Origin of the sequence: Blastomonas sp. UPD001, from assembly GCF_003426715.1 — a bacterium.
Lineage (GTDB): Bacteria > Pseudomonadota > Alphaproteobacteria > Sphingomonadales > Sphingomonadaceae > Blastomonas.
Window position 1 is genome coordinate 1,449,942 of record NZ_QKVT01000001.1, and the last position, 18,645, is coordinate 1,468,586.

The window sequence follows — 18,645 nt, forward strand, 5'->3', positions numbered from 1 at the left end:
CGGCAAAACAACGCTGGTCAACGCGCTGCTCGCCGAGGTGGCCAAGACCGCCGACCGCATCGTCCTGATCGAAGACACGCGCGAGCTGCAATGCGCCGCGCCCAACCTCGTCGCCATGCGGACCAAGGATGGTGTCGTGTCTTTGTCCGATCTCGTCCGGTCATCGCTCCGCCTGCGGCCCGATCGCATTCCGATCGGAGAGGTACGTGGCACCGAAGCGCTCGATCTTCTCAAGGCTTGGGGCACCGGCCACCCCGGCGGAATCGGCACGATCCACGCCGGGACCGCGCTCGGCGCGCTGCGGCGCATGGAGCAACTCATTCAGGAGGCGGTGGTCACGGTCCCGCGCGCGCTGCTCGCCGAGACTATCGACCTGATTGCCGTGCTGGTCCGAAACGGACACGGTCGCCGCCTCGCCGAGCTGGCCCGCGTCGACGGGATCGACCCAGCGACCGGCGATTACCGCCTCATCCCGCTTTCCACCCCCCAGCCAGGAGACCTGTCATGATTGACGCCATCCGGAATGGCGCACGTCGCGCCATGCTCACCGCCACCGCCACCGTCATCGCGCTGACCATCGCCGCCCCGGCCAATGCGGGCGGGTCGTCGATGCCGTGGGAAGCTCCGCTCCAGTCGATCCTCGAAAGCATCGAGGGTCCGGTCGCCAAGATCATCGCGGTCATGATCATCATCGTCACCGGGCTGACGCTGGCGTTCGGCGACACGTCAGGCGGCGCGCGGCGGATGATCCAGATCGTGTTCGGTCTCTCGATCGCCTTCGCGGCATCGAGCTTCTTCTTGTCGTTCTTCTCGTTCGGCGGCGGGGCGCTGGTTTGATGGATAGCGCCGAACCGATCGCGGGCTATTTCGCGCCGGTCCACCGGGCGCTGACCGAGCAGATATTGCTCGGGGGTGCCCCCCGGTCGCTCGCCATCGTCAACGGCACGCTGGCGGGCGCGATCGGCCTCGGCTTGCGTCTCTGGATCGCCGGCCTCCTCATCTGGGCCATCGGTCATGCGCTGTCCGTATGGGCCGCGCGCCGCGACCCGCAATTCGTGGACGTGGCCCGCCGCCATCTCCGTTACCCGAGCTGGATGCGGCCATGATGAGCCTGCGCGAATACCGCAACAAAGCTGCGCATTTGGCTGACTTCCTGCCTTGGGCCGCGCTGGTCGGCGAAGGCGTCGTACTGAACAAGGACGGCTCGTTCCAGCGCTCCGCCCGGTTCCGCGGCCCCGATCTCGACAGCGCTACGCCAGCAGAGCTGGTCTCCACGACATCACGGCTGAACAATGCGCTGCGACGGCTCGGTTCGGGTTGGGCGATCTTTGCCGAAGCGCAGCGCACGCCCGCGCTCGATTATCCGGAATCGGCGTTCCCCGATCCTGTCTCAGCGCTGGTCGAAATGGAGCGGCGTGAGCAATTCCGCGAGGAAGGCTCTCACTTCGAGAGCCGATATTTCCTGACGCTGCTGTGGATGCCACCAGCCGAGGAAGCCGCACGCGCCGAAGGCTGGCTTTTCGAGGGCCGCTCCACAACCGGCCTCGATTCCTGGGAGTTGCTCAAGGCCTTCACCGATCGCAGCGACCGCGTGCTCAACCTGGTCGAAGGCTTCGTGCCGGAGGTCCGCTGGCTCGATGACGCCGAGACGCTGACCTACCTGCACAGCACCGTCTCGACCCGCCGGCAGCGGGTCCGTGTCCCCGAAACGCCGATGCACCTCGACGCGCTGCTAGCCGACGAGCCGCTGACCGGCGGTCTGGAGCCGCGCCTCGGCGACCATCACCTCCGCACGCTCACCATCGTCGGCTTCCCGAGCGTCACCTTTCCCGGCCTGCTCGACGAACTGAACCGGCTCGCCTTCGCGTATCGCTGGTCCACCCGCGCGATCATGCTCGACAAGACCGACGCGACCAAGCTGCTCAGCCGCATCCGCCGGCAGTGGTTCGCCAAGCGCAAGTCCGTCGCCGCCATCTTGAAGGAGGTGATGACCAACGAGGCGAGCACGCTGCTGGACAGCGACGCCTCGAACAAGGCCGCCGACGCCGACACCGCCCTGCAGGAGCTCGGCGCCGACCATGCCGGTATGGCCTATGTCACCGCGTCGGTGACGGTCTGGGACCGCGATCCCGCCGTTGCCGCCGAGAAGCTGCGGCTGGTCGAGAAGGTGATCCAGAGCCGCGACTTCACCGTGATCCCAGAGGGCATGAACGCGATCGAGGCATGGCTCGGGAGCCTGCCCGGCCACACCTACGCCAACGTTCGCCAGCCCCCGATTTCCACCATCAATCTCGCCCACCTGATCCCCCTGTCAGCGGTATGGGCGGGGCCGGAACGGGACGAACATTTCGGTGCACCCCCCTTGCTCTACGGCAAGACCGAAGGCTCGACCCCGTTCCGGTTTTCCCTTCACGTGGGCGATGTCGGGCACACGCTGATCGTCGGGCCGACCGGCGCCGGCAAGAGCGTCCTGCTCGCGCTGATGGCGATGCAGTTTCGCCGGTACGAAGAGGCTCAAGTCTTCGCGTTCGACTTCGGCGGCAGCATCCGCGCCGCCGCGATCGGCATGGGCGGCGACTGGCAGGATCTCGGCGGAATGCTCGCCGATGAGGCCGGCGACGGCGTGCAGCTCCAGCCGCTGGCACGAATCGACGATCCGGCCGAGCGCGCCTGGGCGGCGGAGTGGTTGGCGGCTATCCTGACAAGCGAAGGCGTTGCCGTCGATCCCCACGCCAAGGAGCATCTGTGGTCAGCGCTGGGGTCACTGGCGACGGCTCCGGTTCACGAGCGAACACTGACCGGCCTTGCCGTGCTGCTCCAGAGCCAGCCGCTCAAACAGGCGCTCTCCCCCTATTGCCTCGGCGGACCGTGGGGCCGCCTGCTCGATGCCGAGGCCGAGCGGATCGGACATGCCGATGTGCAAGCGTTCGAGACCGAGGGCCTGGTAGGTGCCGGGTCGGCCGCCGCAGTCCTGTCGTACCTGTTCCACCGGATCGAAGGCCGGCTGGACGGCTCGCCGACGCTCATCATCATCGACGAAGGCTGGCTTGTGCTCGACAGCCCCGCCTTCGCAGCGCAGCTCCGGGAATGGCTCAAGACGCTGCGCAAGAAGAACGCCAGCGTCGTGTTCGCCACACAGAGCCTCGCCGACATCGAGACGAGCGCAATCGCGCCCGCCATCATCGAGAGCTGCCCAACCCGCATCTTCCTGCCGAACGAGCGCGCCGCCGAGCCGCAGATCGCCGCCATCTACGAACGGTTCGGGCTCAATGCCCGCCAGATCGAAATTCTCAGCCGGGCGACACCTAAGCGCGACTACTACTGCCAGTCACGGCGCGGCAACCGGCTGTTCGAGCTCGGGCTGGGCGAGGTTGCGCTCGCGTTCGCCGCCGCGTCTTCCAAGACGGACCAACTCGCGATCGCCGAGATCGTTGCGACCCATGGCCGCGAAAGCTTCGCAGCAGAATGGCTGCGCCACCGCGGGCTCGCCTGGGCGGCCGAGCTGCTCCCTCCTTCGCCCGACCTTCAACCCCCAAAGGAGACCTGACCCATGAATGCCAAACTCTTGTCCCGCGCTGTCGCTATCGGACTGTTCGCTACAACCAGCCTCATTGCCGTGGCCATCGCGCCGCCCGCACAAGCGCAGTTGGTGGTCAAAGATCCGACCAACTATACGCAGAACGTGCTGCAAGCCGCCCGTGCGCTTCAGCAGATAAACAATCAGATCACCCAGATCCAGCAACAGGCCCAGAGCCTCGTCAACGAGGGCCGCAACCTCGCGTCGCTGCCGTTCAGCTCGCTCCAGCAATTGCAGCAACAGGTTCAGCGCACCCAGCAGCTGCTCGGTGAAGCACAGCGCATCGCCTATGAGGTCCAGAACGTGCAGCAGGTCTTTGAGACCCGCTATCGCGGTGCGGCGCTGAGCGGCACCCATGCCGAAATGGTCGCCAATGCCAATGCGCGCTGGCAAGATAGCGTCGCGGCATTCGAGGATGCGCTCCGGGTGCAGGCAGGTGTCGTCGGCAATATCGACGGTGCAAGAACGGCGATGGACCGGCTGATCTCATCCAGCCAGTCGGCAACCGGCGCCCTTCAGGCTGCGCAAGCCGGCAACCAGCTTCTCGCGCTGCAATCCCAGCAACTCGCCGACCTGACCGCGCTGGTCGCCGCGCAGGGCCGCGCGCAGGCACTGGAGTCGGCGCGGACGTCTGCCATCGAAGCCGAAAGTCGCGAGCGTTTTCGCCGCTTCCGCAGCCGCAACTGACATGAACCGGACCGCAAAGATCGCCGGTGTCGCAGCGCTAGCGGGCATGATGGTGACGATCGGTATCGTCTCCGTGTCGAGGCCCGAGCCAGAGCCTGCGACCGTCCCGGTTGCAAGCGAATTGCCGGCCCAACCGTCGGCGGCCGATCTTCGCCGGTGCCGGACCATCACGATGCCTGAGAGCGGCTGCGAAGCGGCCTGGGAAGCCAAACGCCGCCAATTCTTCGGACGGGACGAAAAGCCATGAACGACACCGGCGTCATCGATACCTTCCTGGGCGTCTTCACCAACTACATCGATAGCGGGTTCGGCCTGCTCGGCGGTGAGGTCGCATTCCTCTCGACAACGCTCATCGCCATCGACCTGACGCTTGCCGGGTTGTTCTGGGCCTGGGGCGCAGACGAAGATGTGATGCAGCGCTTGGTCAAGAAGACGCTGTTCATCGGCACCTTTGCTTTCATCATCGGCAATTTTGGCACGCTCGCGACCATCGTGTTCGAGAGCTTTGCGGGGTTGGGCCTTAAGGCCAGCGGCGGAAGCCTCTCGCTCGCCGACTTCATGAAACCCGGCGCGATCGCCGGGACCGGGCTCGATGCCGCTGATCCGCTGCTCGCGGCGACCGAAGATCTGCTGGGGCCGGTCGGCCTGTTCACCAACTTCGTACAGATACTGTTGCTGCTCTTGGCGTGGATCATCGTCGTCCTCGCATTCTTCATCATCGCCATCCAGGTGTTCGTCACGCTGATCGAGTTCAAGCTCGTGACCCTCGCAGGCTTTGTCCTGTTGCCCTTCGCCTTTTTCAACAAGACCGCCTTCATGGCCGAACGCGTGCTCGGCCATGTCGTCTCGAGCGGCATCAAGGTGCTGGTGCTCGCCGTCACAACTGGGATCGGCACGACCCTGTTCAGCCAGTTCACCAGCGGATCGATGGGCACCGAGCCCAATCTGCAGCAGGTGATGGCGATCGCGCTGGCGGCTCTCACGTTGCTTGGGCTTGCCATCTTCGGACCGGGCATTGCCAATGGGATCGTCTCAGGCGGGCCGGCGCTTGGCGCAGGTGCTGTGGCAGGCACTGCGCTGATGGCGGGCGGTGTCGTTGCGGGCGGCACGGCCGCAGCGACATTGGGCGCCGGCGCGGCAGCCGGCGCCATTGCCGGCGCTGCACGCGGCGGCGCCTTCGCGTCCGGCGCTGCGAGCAGCGCCTATGCGTTAGGTTCGGCCGGGAAGAGCGGAGGGGCCGCCGTCGCCGGCGGTGCCGCTGCGGTCGGCAAGGCGGCTGCCAATGCCGCCATGTCGCCGCTGCGCAAGGCCGCTGCATCGCTGAAGGAGAGCTATCGCTCCGGCGGCCGGGCCGCCGTCACCGCAACCGGTGGAACGCTCTCCGGGGGTGATCCAACGCCGCCATCCCCCGGCGGGCCGCCCGCCTGGGCCGCCGCGATGAAAAATCGCCAGGCCATGACCCATGGCGCGACCGTCGCCGCTCACACCCTGCGCTCGGGCGACGGCGGGGGCAGCGGTGCCTCGGTCGACATTACTCAGAAGGACTGATCCCATGTTTCGACGACCCTCGATCCGCTATAGTCAGACGCCCGAGCTGGTGACGCCATATCAGCGCGCCGCGCAGGTGTGGGATGACCGGATCGGTTCCGCCCGCGTGCAGGCGCGGAACTGGCGGCTTGCTTTCTTCGGCGCGCTGACACTGTCGGGTGGGCTCGCTGCCGGTCTGGTCTGGCAGTCGGCGCGCGGGCACATCGTGCCCTGGGTGGTGCAGGTCGATCGGTTAGGCGAAGCGCAGGCGATTGCGCCCGCCGAAGCCGGTTACCGCCCGACCGATCCGCAAATCGCGTTTCATCTCGCGCGCTTCATCGAGCAGGTGCGCAGCATCCCGGCCGATCCCGTCATCGTGCGGCAGAACTGGCTGCGCGCCTACGACTTCACGACCGACAAGGGCGCGCTTGCCCTTAACGACTATGCCCGAGCCAACGACCCGTTCGCCAATGTCGGCCGGGTTCAGGTCGCGGTGGACGTCTCGAGCGTGATCCGAGCGTCACCCGACAGCTTTCGCGTCGCCTGGACCGAGCGCCGGTATCAGGACGGCAGCCTCACCGCCACCGAGCGCTGGTCGGCGATCCTGACGATCGTGGTCCGGCCACCGCGCACCCCCGACGCCCTGCGCAAGAACCCGCTCGGCGTCTTCGTCAACGCCCTCAACTGGTCGAAGGAGCTGTCCCAATGACCGCCACTCCGTTCCGCAGCGCCGCATCGGCGGCGCTGCTCGCCTCCGCTGCAGGTCGCGCCGGGTGCGGACCGCGCCGCTGCCCGATCCGTCGAAAAAGCCGGTGGCGCTGAGCGCGGCAGAGATACGTTCGCCATCGTCGAACGTCGCCGACAACCGGTCGAAGCCGCGGTAATTGCCGTTGGCGATGACCAGGGCGAGGCGCGGCTCGCGCGCCCCGGCCTGGCCGTGCGCCAGGGGGGGCAGCCCCAGGCTGGCCGCCATCGCAACCAGCAATAGGAGCCACCTCAGCATCAGAAGCGGAAGCCGACGCCCACGGTATAGCTGCTGAAGTCGCGCGCCTGGATGGTGCTGAAGTTGATGCGAATGAGGTCACGCGTCGCGCGCGGCGAATCCTCGCGGCCGCGCAGGCCGAAGGACAGGGTCGCCTCGTGGAAGCTGTTGTTGCGCAGGTCGCTGCCCAGATATTGCGTGAACGCATAGCTCGCGCGCATCGAGCTGCCCCGGCTGAACAGCCGCGCTTTCAGCGGCAGATCATAAGCGATGCCGTTGCGCAATGACCAGTTCTTGAGGTCCGGGTTGATATTGGCGCTGGTGCCCGGCGTGTCGAGCGTCTGCGCATAGCCGACCATGTTGCCGATCACGAACTTGCCGCGGCCGACACCGTTGATGACATAGCGGCTGGTGATCGATCCCTGCAGGATATGTCCGACCGAACCCAGATCCTCCGAATAGACCGCGCCATAGCCGACGCGCGGCTCGATCGACCATTTGCGATCGATCACCGGGATTTCGAGCCCGATGCCGAGCTGCGCGCTATAGGTATCCGCGCCGTTGATCCGCGCATAGTTGAGCGGCAGGTCGATCTTCAGCATCGCGCGGTTGCCCTCGAAGATGCGGAAGCTGCGCTGGATGCGCGCATCGACCCGGTCGATATCGAACCGGCCTGCCGAGCCGGTATTGTAGGTCGCGCCGATCAGCCAGGGATCGTTGGGCACCGCAACGCCCTCGGGCACCGGGTCCTGCTCGATCGCGGAGTCGCCGTTGCTGAGATCGAGCGCGCTGCGGGTGAGCGAGGCCTGGAGGCTGTTGGGGTTGCCCGCGAGCGGATCGGCCGGCGAGAAGCGCGCGAACGAGCGCGACAGACAGCCCAGGATCGCCTGCGAGGTCGGCGTGGTCTCGTCGTCGACCAGCGCGTCGAACGTATCGAAGGTCTGCTGGCGGTTGGCGCCGTTGAAGCTGAAGGTACACGGCGTGCCGTTGTCCTGAAGCAGCACCTGCCCGGTCGGCGACACCACGGTGATGGTCAGCACCGAACTGTTCTGCGCATAGCCCGCGATCGCCGTTCCGCCGCGAATGTCGAATACCGACTGCACCGCGCCGAAAAAGGCATTCTGCAGGCCGACAACGGTCGCGATCTGGCTCGGATCGAGAAAATCGGTAATGTCGTCGATCGTGTCCTGCTCGAACCGCGCGGACTGGTCGAAACCGTTGAGCTGGTTGGTGACGCGCACGCCGATGCGGAAGGATTTGCGCAGCTGCTGATAGTTGGCGATGTTCGGCGGCGGCGTGGGCGTGGTGACCTGCTGGGCAAAGGCACTGGTGCTGGCGCACAGCAGGGCGCAGGCGGCAAGCCACCTGGCGGAAACGATCTTGGACACGAATGAACCCCCTGAAAACTCGATTTGACTGCCAGGTCAGGGCGTTCCATTGTGCTCGCAGCCAGCCCCTCCCACAGGGCCGAGCATGCACGTTCAGACCATCGCGCGCGTGTGGCAAATTGTCGCAAACGGTCACAAATCGCAGTTTGTTCAATAACTTATATGCTTTCAGGTTAATTTTACCCCAGTTTGGGGACATCTTCACTGGACGCCATTCATGCCGCATCGTCTGCCGTTCCTCGCCCGCATCAGCATCATCGCGATCAGCTTTGGCGCGATGATCCTGCTCGGCGGGCTGCTCCGTCAGACGAGGGATGCGCTCGGCGGCATGCTCGATCTGACATTGAACGGTGCGGACGCGCGCGCGTTGCTGGCGCAGCTGTCGCCGTGGCAGCGCGATGTCCACGCGCATGCGACCTTGCTGTACGATGGGCTGTACCCGCTCGCTTATGGCGCGTTCTTCGCGGGGCTCGCGGTTCGTCTGGGTGGCGCGAAGGCGCGCTGGATCGCGCTAGTGATGCTGGGGGGCATGATCGCCGATTATGCGGAGAATATCGTGCAGCTGCTCGCGCTGAGCGGTCGCGCGGACTGGCTCGATGCGAAGACGCTGCTCACCCCGCTCAAGTTCGCGCTGACCGGCACTGCGGTGTTCGCGACGCTGGTGCTGGCGATCAGGGCGGCATGGGCCAGAGTGCGGCGCTAGCCAGCGGCTGCCTTGCCACGAAACGGCCAGTTGCCGATCGGCTCCCACGGCCCGCCGAGATAGCGGTGCAGCGCGAGCCCGGAAATGGACAGCGGCCTGGGCGTGAAACTGGCGGACAGCGCCGCATGCAGCGCACGCGCGGTGGCGGCCTCGACCTTGTTCTGCACCGTGATGTGCAGCCGGGGCGTGCCCTGGTCCTGGGCGGTCAGCAGGCCGTGCAGGCCATCCGCCATCATCGCGCGGATCGCGAGCAGACCGGGCGAATGGATGCGAAAGGCGACGCCGTTGCCCATGCGCATCACCTCGCTCAGTTGCGCTGCCGGAGGTGCAAATTCGCGTGCCAGCGCGCGCGTGCGCCCGATCAGTTCGCCCTCATACGGGCCCGGCAGATGGTGGAACAGCGTGACATGCGCCTCGACCACTTTGCGATCGGCGGGATAATGCGCGCGGCGCAGACCGTCAGCCCAGGCCTGGTCGGCCGCGCCCATCGTCGCTGTCATGATGATGGGTTCGCGCCGCATCGCCCGCTTCTAACCGCGATCGGTGCATGCAGAAAGGGGCGTGGTGCATCGCTGCACCACGCCCCCCGCTTGCGACCCGTCTAGGGATTTCGTCTGCGAACCGGATCAGGCCAGTTCGGGCTGCTTCGCCTTGATCTTGGCCAGCACGTTCTCCGGGGCGGTTTCGCCATAGGGATCGCTGTCCAGACCGTGATCGTTGATGCCCGGCTCTTCGAACCAGTCGGTGATCACGCCATTGTCGACGACCATGGCATAGCGCCAGCTGCGCTCACCGAAACCGACATGGTCCTTGCGGATCAGCATGCCCATGCGGCGGGTAAAGTCGGCCGAGCCATCGGGCAACAGCTTCACCTTTTCGACGCCGAGCGCCTTGCCCCACTGGTACATCACGAACGCGTCGTTGACCGACACGCAATAGATCTCGTCGATGCCTTCGGCGCGGAAATCGTCGTACAGCGCTTCGAAACCGGGAACCTGCGAGTTCGAGCAGGTGGGCGTGAAGGCGCCGGGCAGCGAGAAGATGACCACGCGCTTGCCGGCAACCAGATCACCGGTGAGCTGGTCCTGCCAGCGGAACGGGTTGGGGCCTTCGATGCTGTCGTCGCGCACGCGCGTCTTCAGGCAGACATTGGGGACACTGCGTCCGATCATGGGAAACTCCTTGAACGATGGGGGATCTGTTTTGCACTGCAGCATTTAAGGCAGCGGATGGACCAAGTGAAATGAAAACATTCGCGTGTAGTGATCGCTTTTTTCGATGATTTGGTCGCATTGGCCATGACAGTCCATTGGACCCGACGCACAGAGCCGTGACATGGTTGCAATAACGATGAATTACATTCAATTTGGATGCACTTGGAGGGAGCCTCTATGATCCTGTCACGGCCCTTGGGCTGGTTCTGGCTGCTGGCCATCGTTCTGCTCGGCTGGAACGTGATCGGCCTGGTGGCCCTGTTGTTCGATCCGGTCCTGGGTCTGGGCGACGTCTCGAAGCTCGCCCCCGAGCAGCAGGCTCTGTACGCCGCCCGTCCTGCCATTGCCTTTTACGGCTTTGTCCTCGCGACGGTGGCCGGCACGGCAGGTGCCATCGCGCTGTTGCTGCGGCGTAACATTGCACTCTGGCTGTTCATCGCCTCGGCTGTCGGTCTGGTGCTGCAGAATGCCTGGCTGTTCGCGGACCCCTCGCGGCTCGATGCCAGTGTGCTCGGCTTTCAGGCGCTGGTCGCCGGATCGATCGCGCTGGAAATCTGGCTCACGCTGACCGCCCGGAAGCGCCGCTGGAGCCGCTGACCCGTTCCGATAACCGGTCCCCTGCGCAGGCGGGGGACCATCGCCAAAGCGTCCATCCAGGCTGGACTGGTGTTTTTGCAGCGGTCGGTGTCATCATGCCAACCACCGTCGAGGCTACACCGTTCAGCTCGGGACATAGGCCCCTGCCTGCGCAGGGGACCGGCATGCTGACCGGCGCTTACATCTCGCCGCGGGCGCGGCGGATGGCGAACCACTTCTCGACATTGCGGTTATGGTCGGCGAGCGTGCTGGCGAACACGTGCCCACCCGTGCCATCGGCGACGAAATACAGCGCATCGGTGCGCGCCGGGTTGAGCACCGCCTCGATCGAGGCACGGCCCGGATTGGTGATCGGTCCCTTGGGCAGCCCGGTCATCGCATAGGTATTATAGTCGTTGACCGCCGAAATCTCGGACTGGCGGATGCGGCGGCCGAGCGGCTTTCCGCGCGTGATCGGGTAGATGATCGTCGGGTCCGCCTGCAGCATCATGCCCTTGCGGATGCGGTTGCTGTACACGCCCGCGATCATCCGCCGTTCGGAGGCCTTGCCGGTCTCCTTCTCGACGATCGCCGCCAGCGTGACCGCTTCCTGCGGGGTCCTGGCGACCGTCTCGGGCGACCGTTTGGGCCAGAGTTCGGCGATCGTGTCCTGCATCGCCTTCTGCATGCGCAGCATCACCGCGATGCGCTTCTCGCCGCGTTCGAAGCTGTAGCTCTCGGGCAGGATCGTGCCCTCTTCGGGCACAGGCACGTCGCCGGTCAGCAGCTTTTCCGCCATCAGCTTTTCGTGCACCAGGATGCTCGGCATGCCTTCGGGCACGGTGACCATGCGGCGGACGACCTCGCCGCCCTGCAGGATGTTGAGGATCTGCGCGTTGCTCGCGCCTGCCGGGATGACGAATTCGCCCGCCTTGATCGGGTCGCTGCCGCCGAACACCTTCGCCCGGTTGAGGAACGCGCCCGCTGAGCTGATCGCGCCCTGTTCCTCGAGCACCCTCGCCGCGCTGGCGAGCGAGCTGCCCTGGGGGATGACCACCGCCAGTTCCTGCTGCGCGGGGCCGGACGCAGTCCAGCCCCAGTAGAAATTGCCGCCGATCAGCAGCACCAGCGCCGCGGCGCCTGCCAGAACGATGCATCCCAATCGGCGCAGCATGATCGGGTCAGACCGCCTTCATGATCAGGCTGGCGTTGGTGCCGCCAAAGCCGAAGCTGTTGTTGAGCACCGCGCGTACCTTGCGCTCCTTGGCCTTGTGCGGGACCAGGTCGACGCCCAGGCAGCTCTCGCTCGGATTGTCGAGGTTGAGCGTCGGCGGCACGATCTGGTCGCGCAGCGCGAGGACGCAGAAGATCGATTCCACCGCACCCGCGCCGCCGAGCAGATGGCCGATGGCCGACTTGGTGCTGCTCATCGACAGCGTGTCGATCGCGCTGCCGAACAGGCGGCGCACCGCGCCGAGCTCGAGCTCGTCGCCCAGCGGGGTCGAGGTGCCGTGCGCGTTGATATAGTCGATATCCTCGAGCGAGAGGCCCGATTTGCGCACCGCCATTTCCATCGAGCGGAACGCGCCCGAACCTTCGGGGTGCGGTGCGGTGACGTGATAGGCATCGCCGGTCAGGCCATAGCCGATCACCTCGGCATAGATCTTTGCGCCGCGCGCCTTGGCCCGCTCATATTCCTCGAGCACCACCACGCCTGCGCCTTCGCCCATGACGAAACCGTCACGATCGACATCATAGGGGCGCGAGGCCCGCTCGGGCGTGTCGTTGAAACCGGTCGAGAGCGCGCGCGCCTGCGCGAAACCGGCAATGCCGATCGGGCAGATCGCGCCTTCCGCGCCGCCTGCCAGCATCACGTCGGCATCGTCGAGCGCGATCATCCGCGCGGCATCGCCGATCGAATGCGCGCCGGTCGAGCAGGCGGTGACGACGGCGTGGTTCGGGCCCATCAGCCCGTATTTGATGCTGACCTGGCCCGAGATGAGGTTGATCAGGCGGCCATGCACGAAATGCGGGCTGACCCGGCTCGGCCCCTTGCGGTCGAGCACCAGCGATTCGCTCTCGATGCCCGGAAGCCCGCCAATGCCCGATCCGATCGAGCAGCCCGCGCGCAGCCGCTCGGCCTCGCTCATCTCGGTGAGACCGGCATCCTCGAGCGCCTGCCCGGCGGCATCGATACCGTAGATGATGAAGGGGTCGACCTGGCGCTGGACCTTGTGATCGACACGCTTGTTGGGGTCGAAGCCATAGGGGTGGTCCGCTGGCTTCACCTCGCAGGCGATGCGGCACTTGTACTCGCTCGCGTCGAAACGGGTGATCGTGCCCGCGCCGGACTTGGCGGCAATCAGATTGCTCCACGCGGTCTCGACATCGGCGCCCAATGGCGTGACCAGACCCAGACCCGTAATGACTACACGGCGCATTTGCCCCACTCCTGAAAAACCTGTTTCGCGGTCAGGGGGCGAGCGTGCCCCCGGACGGCGGTGTTCGAAAATGAAAAATGGCCTCCCCGCGTCGCCGAAGCGACGATCAGGGAAGCCATCCTATCTTCACATGGTCGCTGCCGCGATGCAGCGACGTTGCCCACCGGACCCGGCCCGCCGATCGGTTTCGACGCGGTGCCTTGCCGGTGCGATGGGCCCCTGTGCCAGCAGCAAATCAGCCCTTGTGGCTGTCGATATATTCGATGGCATCGTTGACGGTGCTGATCTTTTCGGCAGCATCGTCGGGGATTTCGACGCCGAACTCTTCCTCGAACGCCATCACCAGTTCGACGATGTCAAGGCTGTCAGCGCCCAGATCGTCGATGAAGCTTGCGTCCTCGGTGACCTTCTCGGCTTCCACGCCGAGATGCTCGATCACGATCTTTTTTACGCGGTCGCCAGTCTCACTCATTCAGAGTTCCTTCGATTTGTGTGTAACGAAAATATGCGAATTGAAATCACTGCCACGCCCTAATGCCGCTTTGATCGGCTGGCAAGGGGGGCTGGCAGGCTGGCACGCCTTACAGCATCGCCATGCCGCCGTTGACGTGCAGCGTCTGACCGGTGACATAGCCCGCCTCGCGGCTGGCAAGATAGACCACGGCCGCCGCGACGTCATCTCCCTCGCCCAGCTTGCCCGCCGGGATGCGGGCCATCAAGGCCGTTTTCTGCGCTTCGGGCAGGACCTCGGTCATCGCCGAGGCGATGAAGCCCGGTGCGACGCAGTTGACGGTGATGTTGCGGCTGGCGAGTTCCGCCGCCAGCGCCTTGGACATGCCGACCAGCCCCGCCTTCGACGCGGCATAATTGGCCTGGCCCGGATTGCCGGTCGCGCCGACCACGCTGGTGATCGAGATCATGCGGCCGAAACGTGCCTTCATCATCGGCTTGGCGGCAGCGCGGCACAGGCGGAACGCGGCTTCGAGGTTGACGCGGATCACGTCCGCCCATTCGTCGTCCTTCATCCGCATGGCAAGGTTGTCGCGGGTGATGCCGGCATTGTTGACCAGGATGTCGAGCGAGCCCAAAGCCTCGACCGCTTGCGGGACGAGCGCATCGACGGCGGCGGCATCGGACAGGTCGCAGGTCAGCGCGACATGGTCACCGCCCAGCGAGGCTGCGAAATCCTTGAGCTTGGCCTCGTTGCTGCCCGATAGCGCCAGCCGCGCGCCATGCGCCGCGAGCCCGCGCGCGATGGCCGAACCGATGCCCCCGCTCGCGCCGGTGACCAGGGCGGTCATGCCTGTCAGATCGAACATGCGAAATTCTCCATCACTTTGCCTCTCCCCTTGCGGGAGAGGCCGCGAGACTTGGTGGCTTGTCCGCCTAGTCGCAGCGGGAGAGGGGGCATGATCTCGCCTAGCCCTCTCCAACACCGGCTAGGCAGCAAGCTGCCAAGCCTTTGTATCCTCTCCCGTAAAGGGAGAGGAGTTGAACATCAAACCGCTTCGAGCAGGCTGTCGATATCGCTCATCTCGACGATGCTCTCGCTGTCGACATCCTCGACGATGCGCTTGATCATCGGGACCAGCACCTTGCCACCCAGCTCGATGAAATGATCGACGCCTGCGTCGCGCATGGCGATGACCGATTCCCGCCAGCGGACCATCCCGGTGACCTGATCGACCAGCAGGTTGCGGATCGTGGCCGCATCGCCGACCGGCGCGGCGGTGGTGTTGGCGAACAGCGGCACGCACGGATCCTGGATGTCGGTACCGGCCAGCGCCTCGGACATGCGATCGGCGGCGGGCTGCATCAGCGCGCAGTGGAAGGGCGCGGACACCGGCAGCATCATCGCCTTGCGCGCGCCCATTTCCTTGGCGATCGGCAGGCAGCGCTCGACAGCGGCGGCATGGCCCGAGATCACCGCCTGGCCAAAGGCATTGTCATTGGCGACGGCGCAGACCTGGCTCCCTGCAGCCTGCTCGGCAGCCTTCATCGCTTCCTCGAACTCGATGCCCAGCAGCGCCGCCATCGCGCCCTCGCCCACCGGCACCGCCGCCTGCATCGCCTGGCCGCGCAGCTTGAGCAGCCTTGCCGTGGTCGCCAGATCGATCGACCCCGCAGCGCACAAGGCGCTATATTCGCCCAGGCTGTGTCCCGCGACATAGGCGAAGCTCACCGGCACATCGCCCGCCTCGCTCTGCAGCGCGCGGAACACCGCGATGGCATTGGCCATGATCGCGGGCTGCGCATTCTCGGTCAGCTGCAGCTCGTCGGCCGGGCCTTCGGTCATCAGCTTGAAGAGATTCTGGCCGAGCGCCTCATCGACCTCCTCGAACACCGCGCGCGCGGCGGCGCTCGCCTCGGCCAGGGCCTTGCCCATACCGACCTTCTGACTGCCCTGTCCCGGAAAAATGAATGCGCGTGTCATGACTATCGTCGTCCCTCGCCCCACAGATCGCGCCGGGGCCCTCCAGCCCCTGCGTCAAGCGCCGCCCGTTAATCCCGTTGCCGCGACGTTGCAAGCCGCTTGCAGTGGTTTAACCGATCGATTAACACCGCCCGCATGGATAATAGTGCATTTGCCGAACGGCTGGAAACGCTTTGCCGCACGAGGCTGGGAGGCGCGGGGCCGCTGAACGGGCTCAAGCGGCTCTCCGGCGGCGCAAGCATGCAGAGCTGGCGTTTCTCCTGGGGCGACGAGCCGCTGATCCTTCGACGCATGCCCGAAGGCCTGCGCGGCGACGATGCCGCGATCGACTCTGGTGCACTCGATCTCGACGGCCAGGCCGATGTCATCGAAAGCGCGGTGGCGCATGGCGTGATGGCCCCGGCGGTGCGCGCGCGCCTGACCGTCGAGGATGGCTTGGGAGAAGGCTTCATCATGGCCTGTGCGCCCGGCGAAGCCCTGCCGCAGGTGCTGCTGCGCGACCCGGCCTATGCCGAGGCGCTGGCAGCGCTTCCCAAGCAATGGGCCGAGCAGCTGGCGGCGATCCATGCCATTCCCCCGGCCCGTCTGCCGCAAGCGCTCGTCTGTCGCAGCCCGGCGCAGATGCTCGCCGATCTCGAGGCACGCTGGCGCGATCTGGGCGGAGTATCGCCGATCTATGCGCTCGCGTTCGGATGGCTGGAGCGCACATTGCCCGAACCGGTCGAGCCGCGGCTGTGCCATGGCGATTTCCGCATGGGCAACCTGCTGATCACGCCCGAGGGACTGTCGGCCGTGCTCGACTGGGAGCTCGCGCATCTGGGCGACCCGGTGCAGGATCTGGCCTTTGGCTGCATTCCCAGCTGGCGCTTCGGACGTTATGACAAGGTGCTCGGCGGATTTGCCCAGCCCGAAGACATGCTGGCACCCTATGAAGCCATGACCGGCGAACGGGTCGACCGCGCGCGTTTCCGCTTCTGGCTTGTCTATTCGTGCCTGTGGTGGGGCATCTGCTGCCTGATCATGGCCGATATCTGGCGGCGCGGCGACAAGGCGGGGCCGGAGCGGCTGGTCATCGGCCGCCGCGTGTCCGAGGTCGAGATCGATCTGCTGCTGATGCTGTCGGACGAACTGGCCGACGTTCCCGCCCCGATGGACTGGCCTGCGACGGACTTTGCCGCCGAAAGCGGCGTGCCTTCGGGCGCAGCGCTGACCGATGCGGTGGCGCTCTGGCTTGACGGCAAGGTCGCCGCCAATGCCAGCGGCCATGCCAGATTCGAGACCAAGGTCGCCGTGAATGCACTCGGCATGGCGGCGCGCGACGCAGCGTTCGGCCTCGATTTCCGCGCCAGCCAGGCCAGGCGGGTCGATATCCTGGGCTATGACGCCCCCGGGCTCGTCGCCGCGCTGCGGCGCGATCCGGCCAATGTCACGCCGGCGGTCCATCACCATTTGCGCCGGACCGCGGTGGAGAACTGCCTGATCGACCAGCCGCGCTATGCCGGTTTGGCGGTCGCGCGGTCCGCTTGGAGTCAAAAGCCGCTGACATCTGCCGAAAATTTATAATCTCGCGCAATTTTGACGCTTAATCGGCGGCGTTCCCGGTCGTTAAGGCAGGTGAACGATCAATTAAGCACGATTGGGTCAACCGATGGCAGAACTCCAGGCACAGCGCGGCAATCTCAGGGACCGGATGAAACTCGCCGCGTCGATCCTGGCGGGTCAGGCGAAGGCGGAAGAGGAGGCTCCGAAAAAGGAGACCGTCTTCGAGAACATCAAGAAGCAGCAGTATCTCAAGGTCTACTCGTTCCTTGAGCAGGTGCAGCTCGACCCGCTGCCCGACCATTACAAGCTGGCCTGGGAATATCTCAACGGCGGCAACAACACGCTGCGCGCGGCGGTCGACCGCAAGCTCGATACCCAGGGCCGATTGTCTGCGGAGACCGTCGCGGAAATCCTCGACGAGTGCGAGGGGCAGATGAAGGTGCAGGACCTCAACGCGCTGGTCGCCGAGAGCGAGGAACTGCTCGGAGGCGGCTTCAAGACGCTGAGCAAGAGCGGCAAGGAAAGCATGGCCTATGCCGAGGCTCTGCAGACCCGGCTCGACTGGATGCGCGAGCTCGATCCAGCCGAACAGGCCGACATGCCGATCGAGGCGCAGTTCAAGGCGCTGCTCAAGATCACCACGCAGATGATGCAGTCGACCAAGAAGGCGAGCGAGAGCCTGGACGAGAGCACCAAGAAGCTGAGCCAGATGCGCAGCCGTCTCGACGAGGCGAACGACAAGGCGCAGCGCGACCAGCTGACCGGCCTGCCCAACCGCTGGGCGTTCGAGCAGCAATTCTCTGCCGCGACGATCCGCGCCAAGGAGCGGTTCGAACCGCTGTCGGTCGCGTTCATCGATATTGACCATTTCAAGCAGGTCAACGACATGCACGGGCACGAAGCGGGCGACCGCGTGCTCCAGCTGGTCGCCAAGACGCTCGACGGCTTTACCCGCGGCAACTGCCATCTGGCGCGCCATGGCGGCGAGGAGTTCGTCATCGTGCTGGAAAACACCACCACCGCCGAAGCGAAGAAGCAGATCGATGCCGTCCGCGAGGACCTGGCCGAACGCTCGCTGGTCAACAAGGAGAACGGCGAGCCGATCGGCCGCATCACCTTCTCCGCCGGGGTCGCGCCGTTCATCCCTGGCGAGGCCAACCGGCAGGTGCTGCGCAATGCCGATGCCGCGCTGTACGAGGCCAAGAATACCGGGCGCAACCAGGTGCTGATCTATAACGGGGGCTGAGCCTCCACCTGGCCAGCGCCCGGCATCTCTGTCACCCCTCGTCGTCATTCCCGCGAAAGCGGGAATCCCGCTGACTTCTGCAACCTCAGCTCCAAAGCGGGACCCCCGCGTTCGCGGGGGTGCCGGAAAAGAGCATGGTCACGACTTGGAGCCTTACCCCATCATGCCGCTTTTTCTCGTCTCGGCGCTTGCTTTCTTCCGGCTTTTGGGTATTAGCCCGCGCTTGCCTTCGGACGACTGACCGTCCTCCGCATGCATGAAGAAAGCCGGAGGGGTGTGTCGCATGGGGCGCGCATCAGCGATCGGCAGATGAGTAAAGGAAGCCAAC

General features: G+C 65.5%; 20 protein-coding genes. 12 read left to right on the forward strand and 8 right to left on the reverse strand.

What is annotated here, in order from left to right; all coding sequences use genetic code 11:
• From DM995_RS07355 to trbF, 8 genes are all read left to right on the forward strand, one after another.
• Positions 1-508 (forward strand): ATPase, T2SS/T4P/T4SS family (locus DM995_RS07355; protein WP_198669289.1); only part of this gene is annotated, 508 nt, incomplete at its 5' end.
• Positions 505-837 carry a TrbC/VirB2 family type IV secretion system protein gene (locus DM995_RS07360; protein WP_116968999.1) on the forward strand — a complete coding sequence of 111 codons (333 nt, stop codon included), beginning with the start codon at positions 505-507 and terminating at the stop codon, positions 835-837. The genes DM995_RS07355 and DM995_RS07360, both read left to right, overlap by 4 nt.
• Positions 837-1,106 (forward strand): VirB3 family type IV secretion system protein, encoded by a 270-nt coding sequence (locus DM995_RS07365; protein ID WP_116969000.1) that lies wholly within the window; start codon positions 837-839, stop codon positions 1,104-1,106. The genes DM995_RS07360 and DM995_RS07365 overlap by 1 nt, the downstream gene beginning before the upstream one ends.
• Entirely contained in the window at positions 1,103-3,547 is a 2,445-nt protein-coding gene (gene trbE, locus DM995_RS07370) for a conjugal transfer protein TrbE (protein ID WP_116969001.1), read from the forward strand. Before DM995_RS07365 ends, trbE begins: the two co-directional genes overlap by 4 nt.
• Before the next feature lie 3 nt (positions 3,548-3,550).
• Positions 3,551-4,264, forward strand: a complete 714-nt coding sequence (gene trbJ / locus DM995_RS07375) for a P-type conjugative transfer protein TrbJ (RefSeq protein WP_116969002.1) — start codon at positions 3,551-3,553, stop codon at positions 4,262-4,264.
• A gap of 1 nt (position 4,265) precedes the next feature.
• Complete coding sequence (gene trbK-alt, locus DM995_RS07380) at positions 4,266-4,511, forward strand: putative entry exclusion protein TrbK-alt (RefSeq protein ID WP_116969003.1); 246 nt, start codon at positions 4,266-4,268, stop codon at positions 4,509-4,511.
• A complete protein-coding gene (trbL, locus tag DM995_RS07385) occupies positions 4,508-5,812 on the forward strand; it encodes a P-type conjugative transfer protein TrbL (RefSeq protein ID WP_116969004.1) in 1,305 nt (434 codons plus the stop codon). Before trbK-alt ends, trbL begins: the two co-directional genes overlap by 4 nt.
• Before the next feature lie 4 nt (positions 5,813-5,816).
• On the forward strand, positions 5,817-6,500 hold the full coding sequence (gene trbF / locus DM995_RS07390) for a conjugal transfer protein TrbF (protein ID WP_116969005.1): 684 nt from the start codon (positions 5,817-5,819) through the stop codon (positions 6,498-6,500).
• A gap of 293 nt (positions 6,501-6,793) precedes the next feature.
• On the opposite strand, the gene DM995_RS07395 is transcribed toward trbF, so the two are convergent.
• Positions 6,794-8,161 carry a hypothetical protein gene (locus DM995_RS07395; RefSeq protein ID WP_116969006.1) on the reverse strand — a complete coding sequence of 456 codons (1,368 nt, stop codon included), beginning with the start codon at positions 8,159-8,161 and terminating at the stop codon, positions 6,794-6,796.
• 217 nt (positions 8,162-8,378) lie between these two features.
• Here DM995_RS07395 and DM995_RS07400 point away from each other — a divergent pair, with 217 nt between their 5' ends.
• Positions 8,379-8,864, forward strand: coding sequence for a hypothetical protein (locus DM995_RS07400; protein WP_116969007.1), 486 nt, complete (start codon positions 8,379-8,381; stop codon positions 8,862-8,864).
• Here DM995_RS07400 and DM995_RS07405 read toward each other — a convergent pair.
• A complete protein-coding gene (locus tag DM995_RS07405) occupies positions 8,861-9,385 on the reverse strand; it encodes a 2'-5' RNA ligase family protein (protein WP_116969008.1) in 525 nt (174 codons plus the stop codon). The two genes, DM995_RS07400 and DM995_RS07405, sit on opposite strands and share 4 nt — an antisense overlap.
• Before the next feature lie 105 nt (positions 9,386-9,490).
• Positions 9,491-10,036, reverse strand: a complete 546-nt coding sequence (locus DM995_RS07410) for a peroxiredoxin (protein WP_023836492.1) — start codon at positions 10,034-10,036, stop codon at positions 9,491-9,493.
• Positions 10,037-10,255: 219 nt separating this feature from the next.
• Between DM995_RS07410 and DM995_RS07415 the strand changes: the two genes are divergently transcribed.
• A complete protein-coding gene (locus DM995_RS07415) occupies positions 10,256-10,675 on the forward strand; it encodes a hypothetical protein (protein ID WP_116969009.1) in 420 nt (139 codons plus the stop codon).
• A gap of 178 nt (positions 10,676-10,853) precedes the next feature.
• On the opposite strand, the gene mltG is transcribed toward DM995_RS07415, so the two are convergent.
• The 5 genes from mltG to fabD form a co-directional block, all read right to left on the reverse strand.
• Complete coding sequence (gene mltG, locus DM995_RS07420; RefSeq protein ID WP_116969010.1) at positions 10,854-11,828, reverse strand: endolytic transglycosylase MltG; 975 nt, start codon at positions 11,826-11,828, stop codon at positions 10,854-10,856.
• Between the two features lie 7 nt (positions 11,829-11,835).
• Entirely contained in the window at positions 11,836-13,095 is a 1,260-nt protein-coding gene (fabF, locus tag DM995_RS07425) for a beta-ketoacyl-ACP synthase II (protein WP_116969011.1), read from the reverse strand.
• Positions 13,096-13,330: 235 nt separating this feature from the next.
• Positions 13,331-13,567 (reverse strand): acyl carrier protein, encoded by a 237-nt coding sequence (locus DM995_RS07430; protein ID WP_023836488.1) that lies wholly within the window; start codon positions 13,565-13,567, stop codon positions 13,331-13,333.
• A gap of 109 nt (positions 13,568-13,676) precedes the next feature.
• Complete coding sequence (fabG, locus tag DM995_RS07435; RefSeq protein WP_116969012.1) at positions 13,677-14,414, reverse strand: 3-oxoacyl-[acyl-carrier-protein] reductase; 738 nt, start codon at positions 14,412-14,414, stop codon at positions 13,677-13,679.
• Between the two features lie 179 nt (positions 14,415-14,593).
• Positions 14,594-15,529, reverse strand: a complete 936-nt coding sequence (gene fabD / locus DM995_RS07440; RefSeq protein ID WP_116969013.1) for an ACP S-malonyltransferase — start codon at positions 15,527-15,529, stop codon at positions 14,594-14,596.
• A gap of 135 nt (positions 15,530-15,664) precedes the next feature.
• On the opposite strand from fabD, the gene DM995_RS07445 reads away from it, so the two are divergent.
• Both DM995_RS07445 and DM995_RS07450 read left to right on the forward strand, forming a co-directional pair.
• Positions 15,665-17,092, forward strand: a complete 1,428-nt coding sequence (locus tag DM995_RS07445) for a phosphotransferase family protein (RefSeq protein WP_116969014.1) — start codon at positions 15,665-15,667, stop codon at positions 17,090-17,092.
• A gap of 85 nt (positions 17,093-17,177) precedes the next feature.
• Complete coding sequence (locus DM995_RS07450; protein ID WP_116969015.1) at positions 17,178-18,317, forward strand: GGDEF domain-containing protein; 1,140 nt, start codon at positions 17,178-17,180, stop codon at positions 18,315-18,317.
• The last annotated feature ends 328 nt before the right edge of the window (positions 18,318-18,645 follow it).

What these genes read in the sequence shown, in the direction of transcription:
- DM995_RS07360 (WP_116968999.1), top strand. Translation starts at nt 505, where the DNA reads ATGATTGACGCCATCCGGAATGGCGCACGTCGCGCCATGCTCACCGCC.
- DM995_RS07365 (WP_116969000.1), top strand. Translation starts at nt 837, where the DNA reads ATGGATAGCGCCGAACCGATCGCGGGCTATTTCGCGCCGGTCCACCGG.
- trbE (WP_116969001.1), top strand. Translation starts at nt 1,103, where the DNA reads ATGATGAGCCTGCGCGAATACCGCAACAAAGCTGCGCATTTGGCTGAC.
- trbJ (WP_116969002.1), top strand. Translation starts at nt 3,551, where the DNA reads ATGAATGCCAAACTCTTGTCCCGCGCTGTCGCTATCGGACTGTTCGCT.
- trbK-alt (WP_116969003.1), top strand. Translation starts at nt 4,266, where the DNA reads ATGAACCGGACCGCAAAGATCGCCGGTGTCGCAGCGCTAGCGGGCATG.
- trbL (WP_116969004.1), top strand. Translation starts at nt 4,508, where the DNA reads ATGAACGACACCGGCGTCATCGATACCTTCCTGGGCGTCTTCACCAAC.
- trbF (WP_116969005.1), top strand. Translation starts at nt 5,817, where the DNA reads ATGTTTCGACGACCCTCGATCCGCTATAGTCAGACGCCCGAGCTGGTG.
- DM995_RS07400 (WP_116969007.1), top strand. Translation starts at nt 8,379, where the DNA reads ATGCCGCATCGTCTGCCGTTCCTCGCCCGCATCAGCATCATCGCGATC.
- DM995_RS07405 (WP_116969008.1), bottom strand. Translation starts at nt 9,385, where the DNA reads ATGCGGCGCGAACCCATCATCATGACAGCGACGATGGGCGCGGCCGAC.
- DM995_RS07410 (WP_023836492.1), bottom strand. Translation starts at nt 10,036, where the DNA reads ATGATCGGACGCAGTGTCCCCAATGTCTGCCTGAAGACGCGCGTGCGC.
- DM995_RS07415 (WP_116969009.1), top strand. Translation starts at nt 10,256, where the DNA reads ATGATCCTGTCACGGCCCTTGGGCTGGTTCTGGCTGCTGGCCATCGTT.
- mltG (WP_116969010.1), bottom strand. Translation starts at nt 11,828, where the DNA reads ATGCTGCGCCGATTGGGATGCATCGTTCTGGCAGGCGCCGCGGCGCTG.
- fabF (WP_116969011.1), bottom strand. Translation starts at nt 13,095, where the DNA reads ATGCGCCGTGTAGTCATTACGGGTCTGGGTCTGGTCACGCCATTGGGC.
- DM995_RS07430 (WP_023836488.1), bottom strand. Translation starts at nt 13,567, where the DNA reads ATGAGTGAGACTGGCGACCGCGTAAAAAAGATCGTGATCGAGCATCTC.
- fabG (WP_116969012.1), bottom strand. Translation starts at nt 14,414, where the DNA reads ATGTTCGATCTGACAGGCATGACCGCCCTGGTCACCGGCGCGAGCGGG.
- fabD (WP_116969013.1), bottom strand. Translation starts at nt 15,529, where the DNA reads ATGACACGCGCATTCATTTTTCCGGGACAGGGCAGTCAGAAGGTCGGT.
- DM995_RS07445 (WP_116969014.1), top strand. Translation starts at nt 15,665, where the DNA reads ATGGATAATAGTGCATTTGCCGAACGGCTGGAAACGCTTTGCCGCACG.
- DM995_RS07450 (WP_116969015.1), top strand. Translation starts at nt 17,178, where the DNA reads ATGGCAGAACTCCAGGCACAGCGCGGCAATCTCAGGGACCGGATGAAA.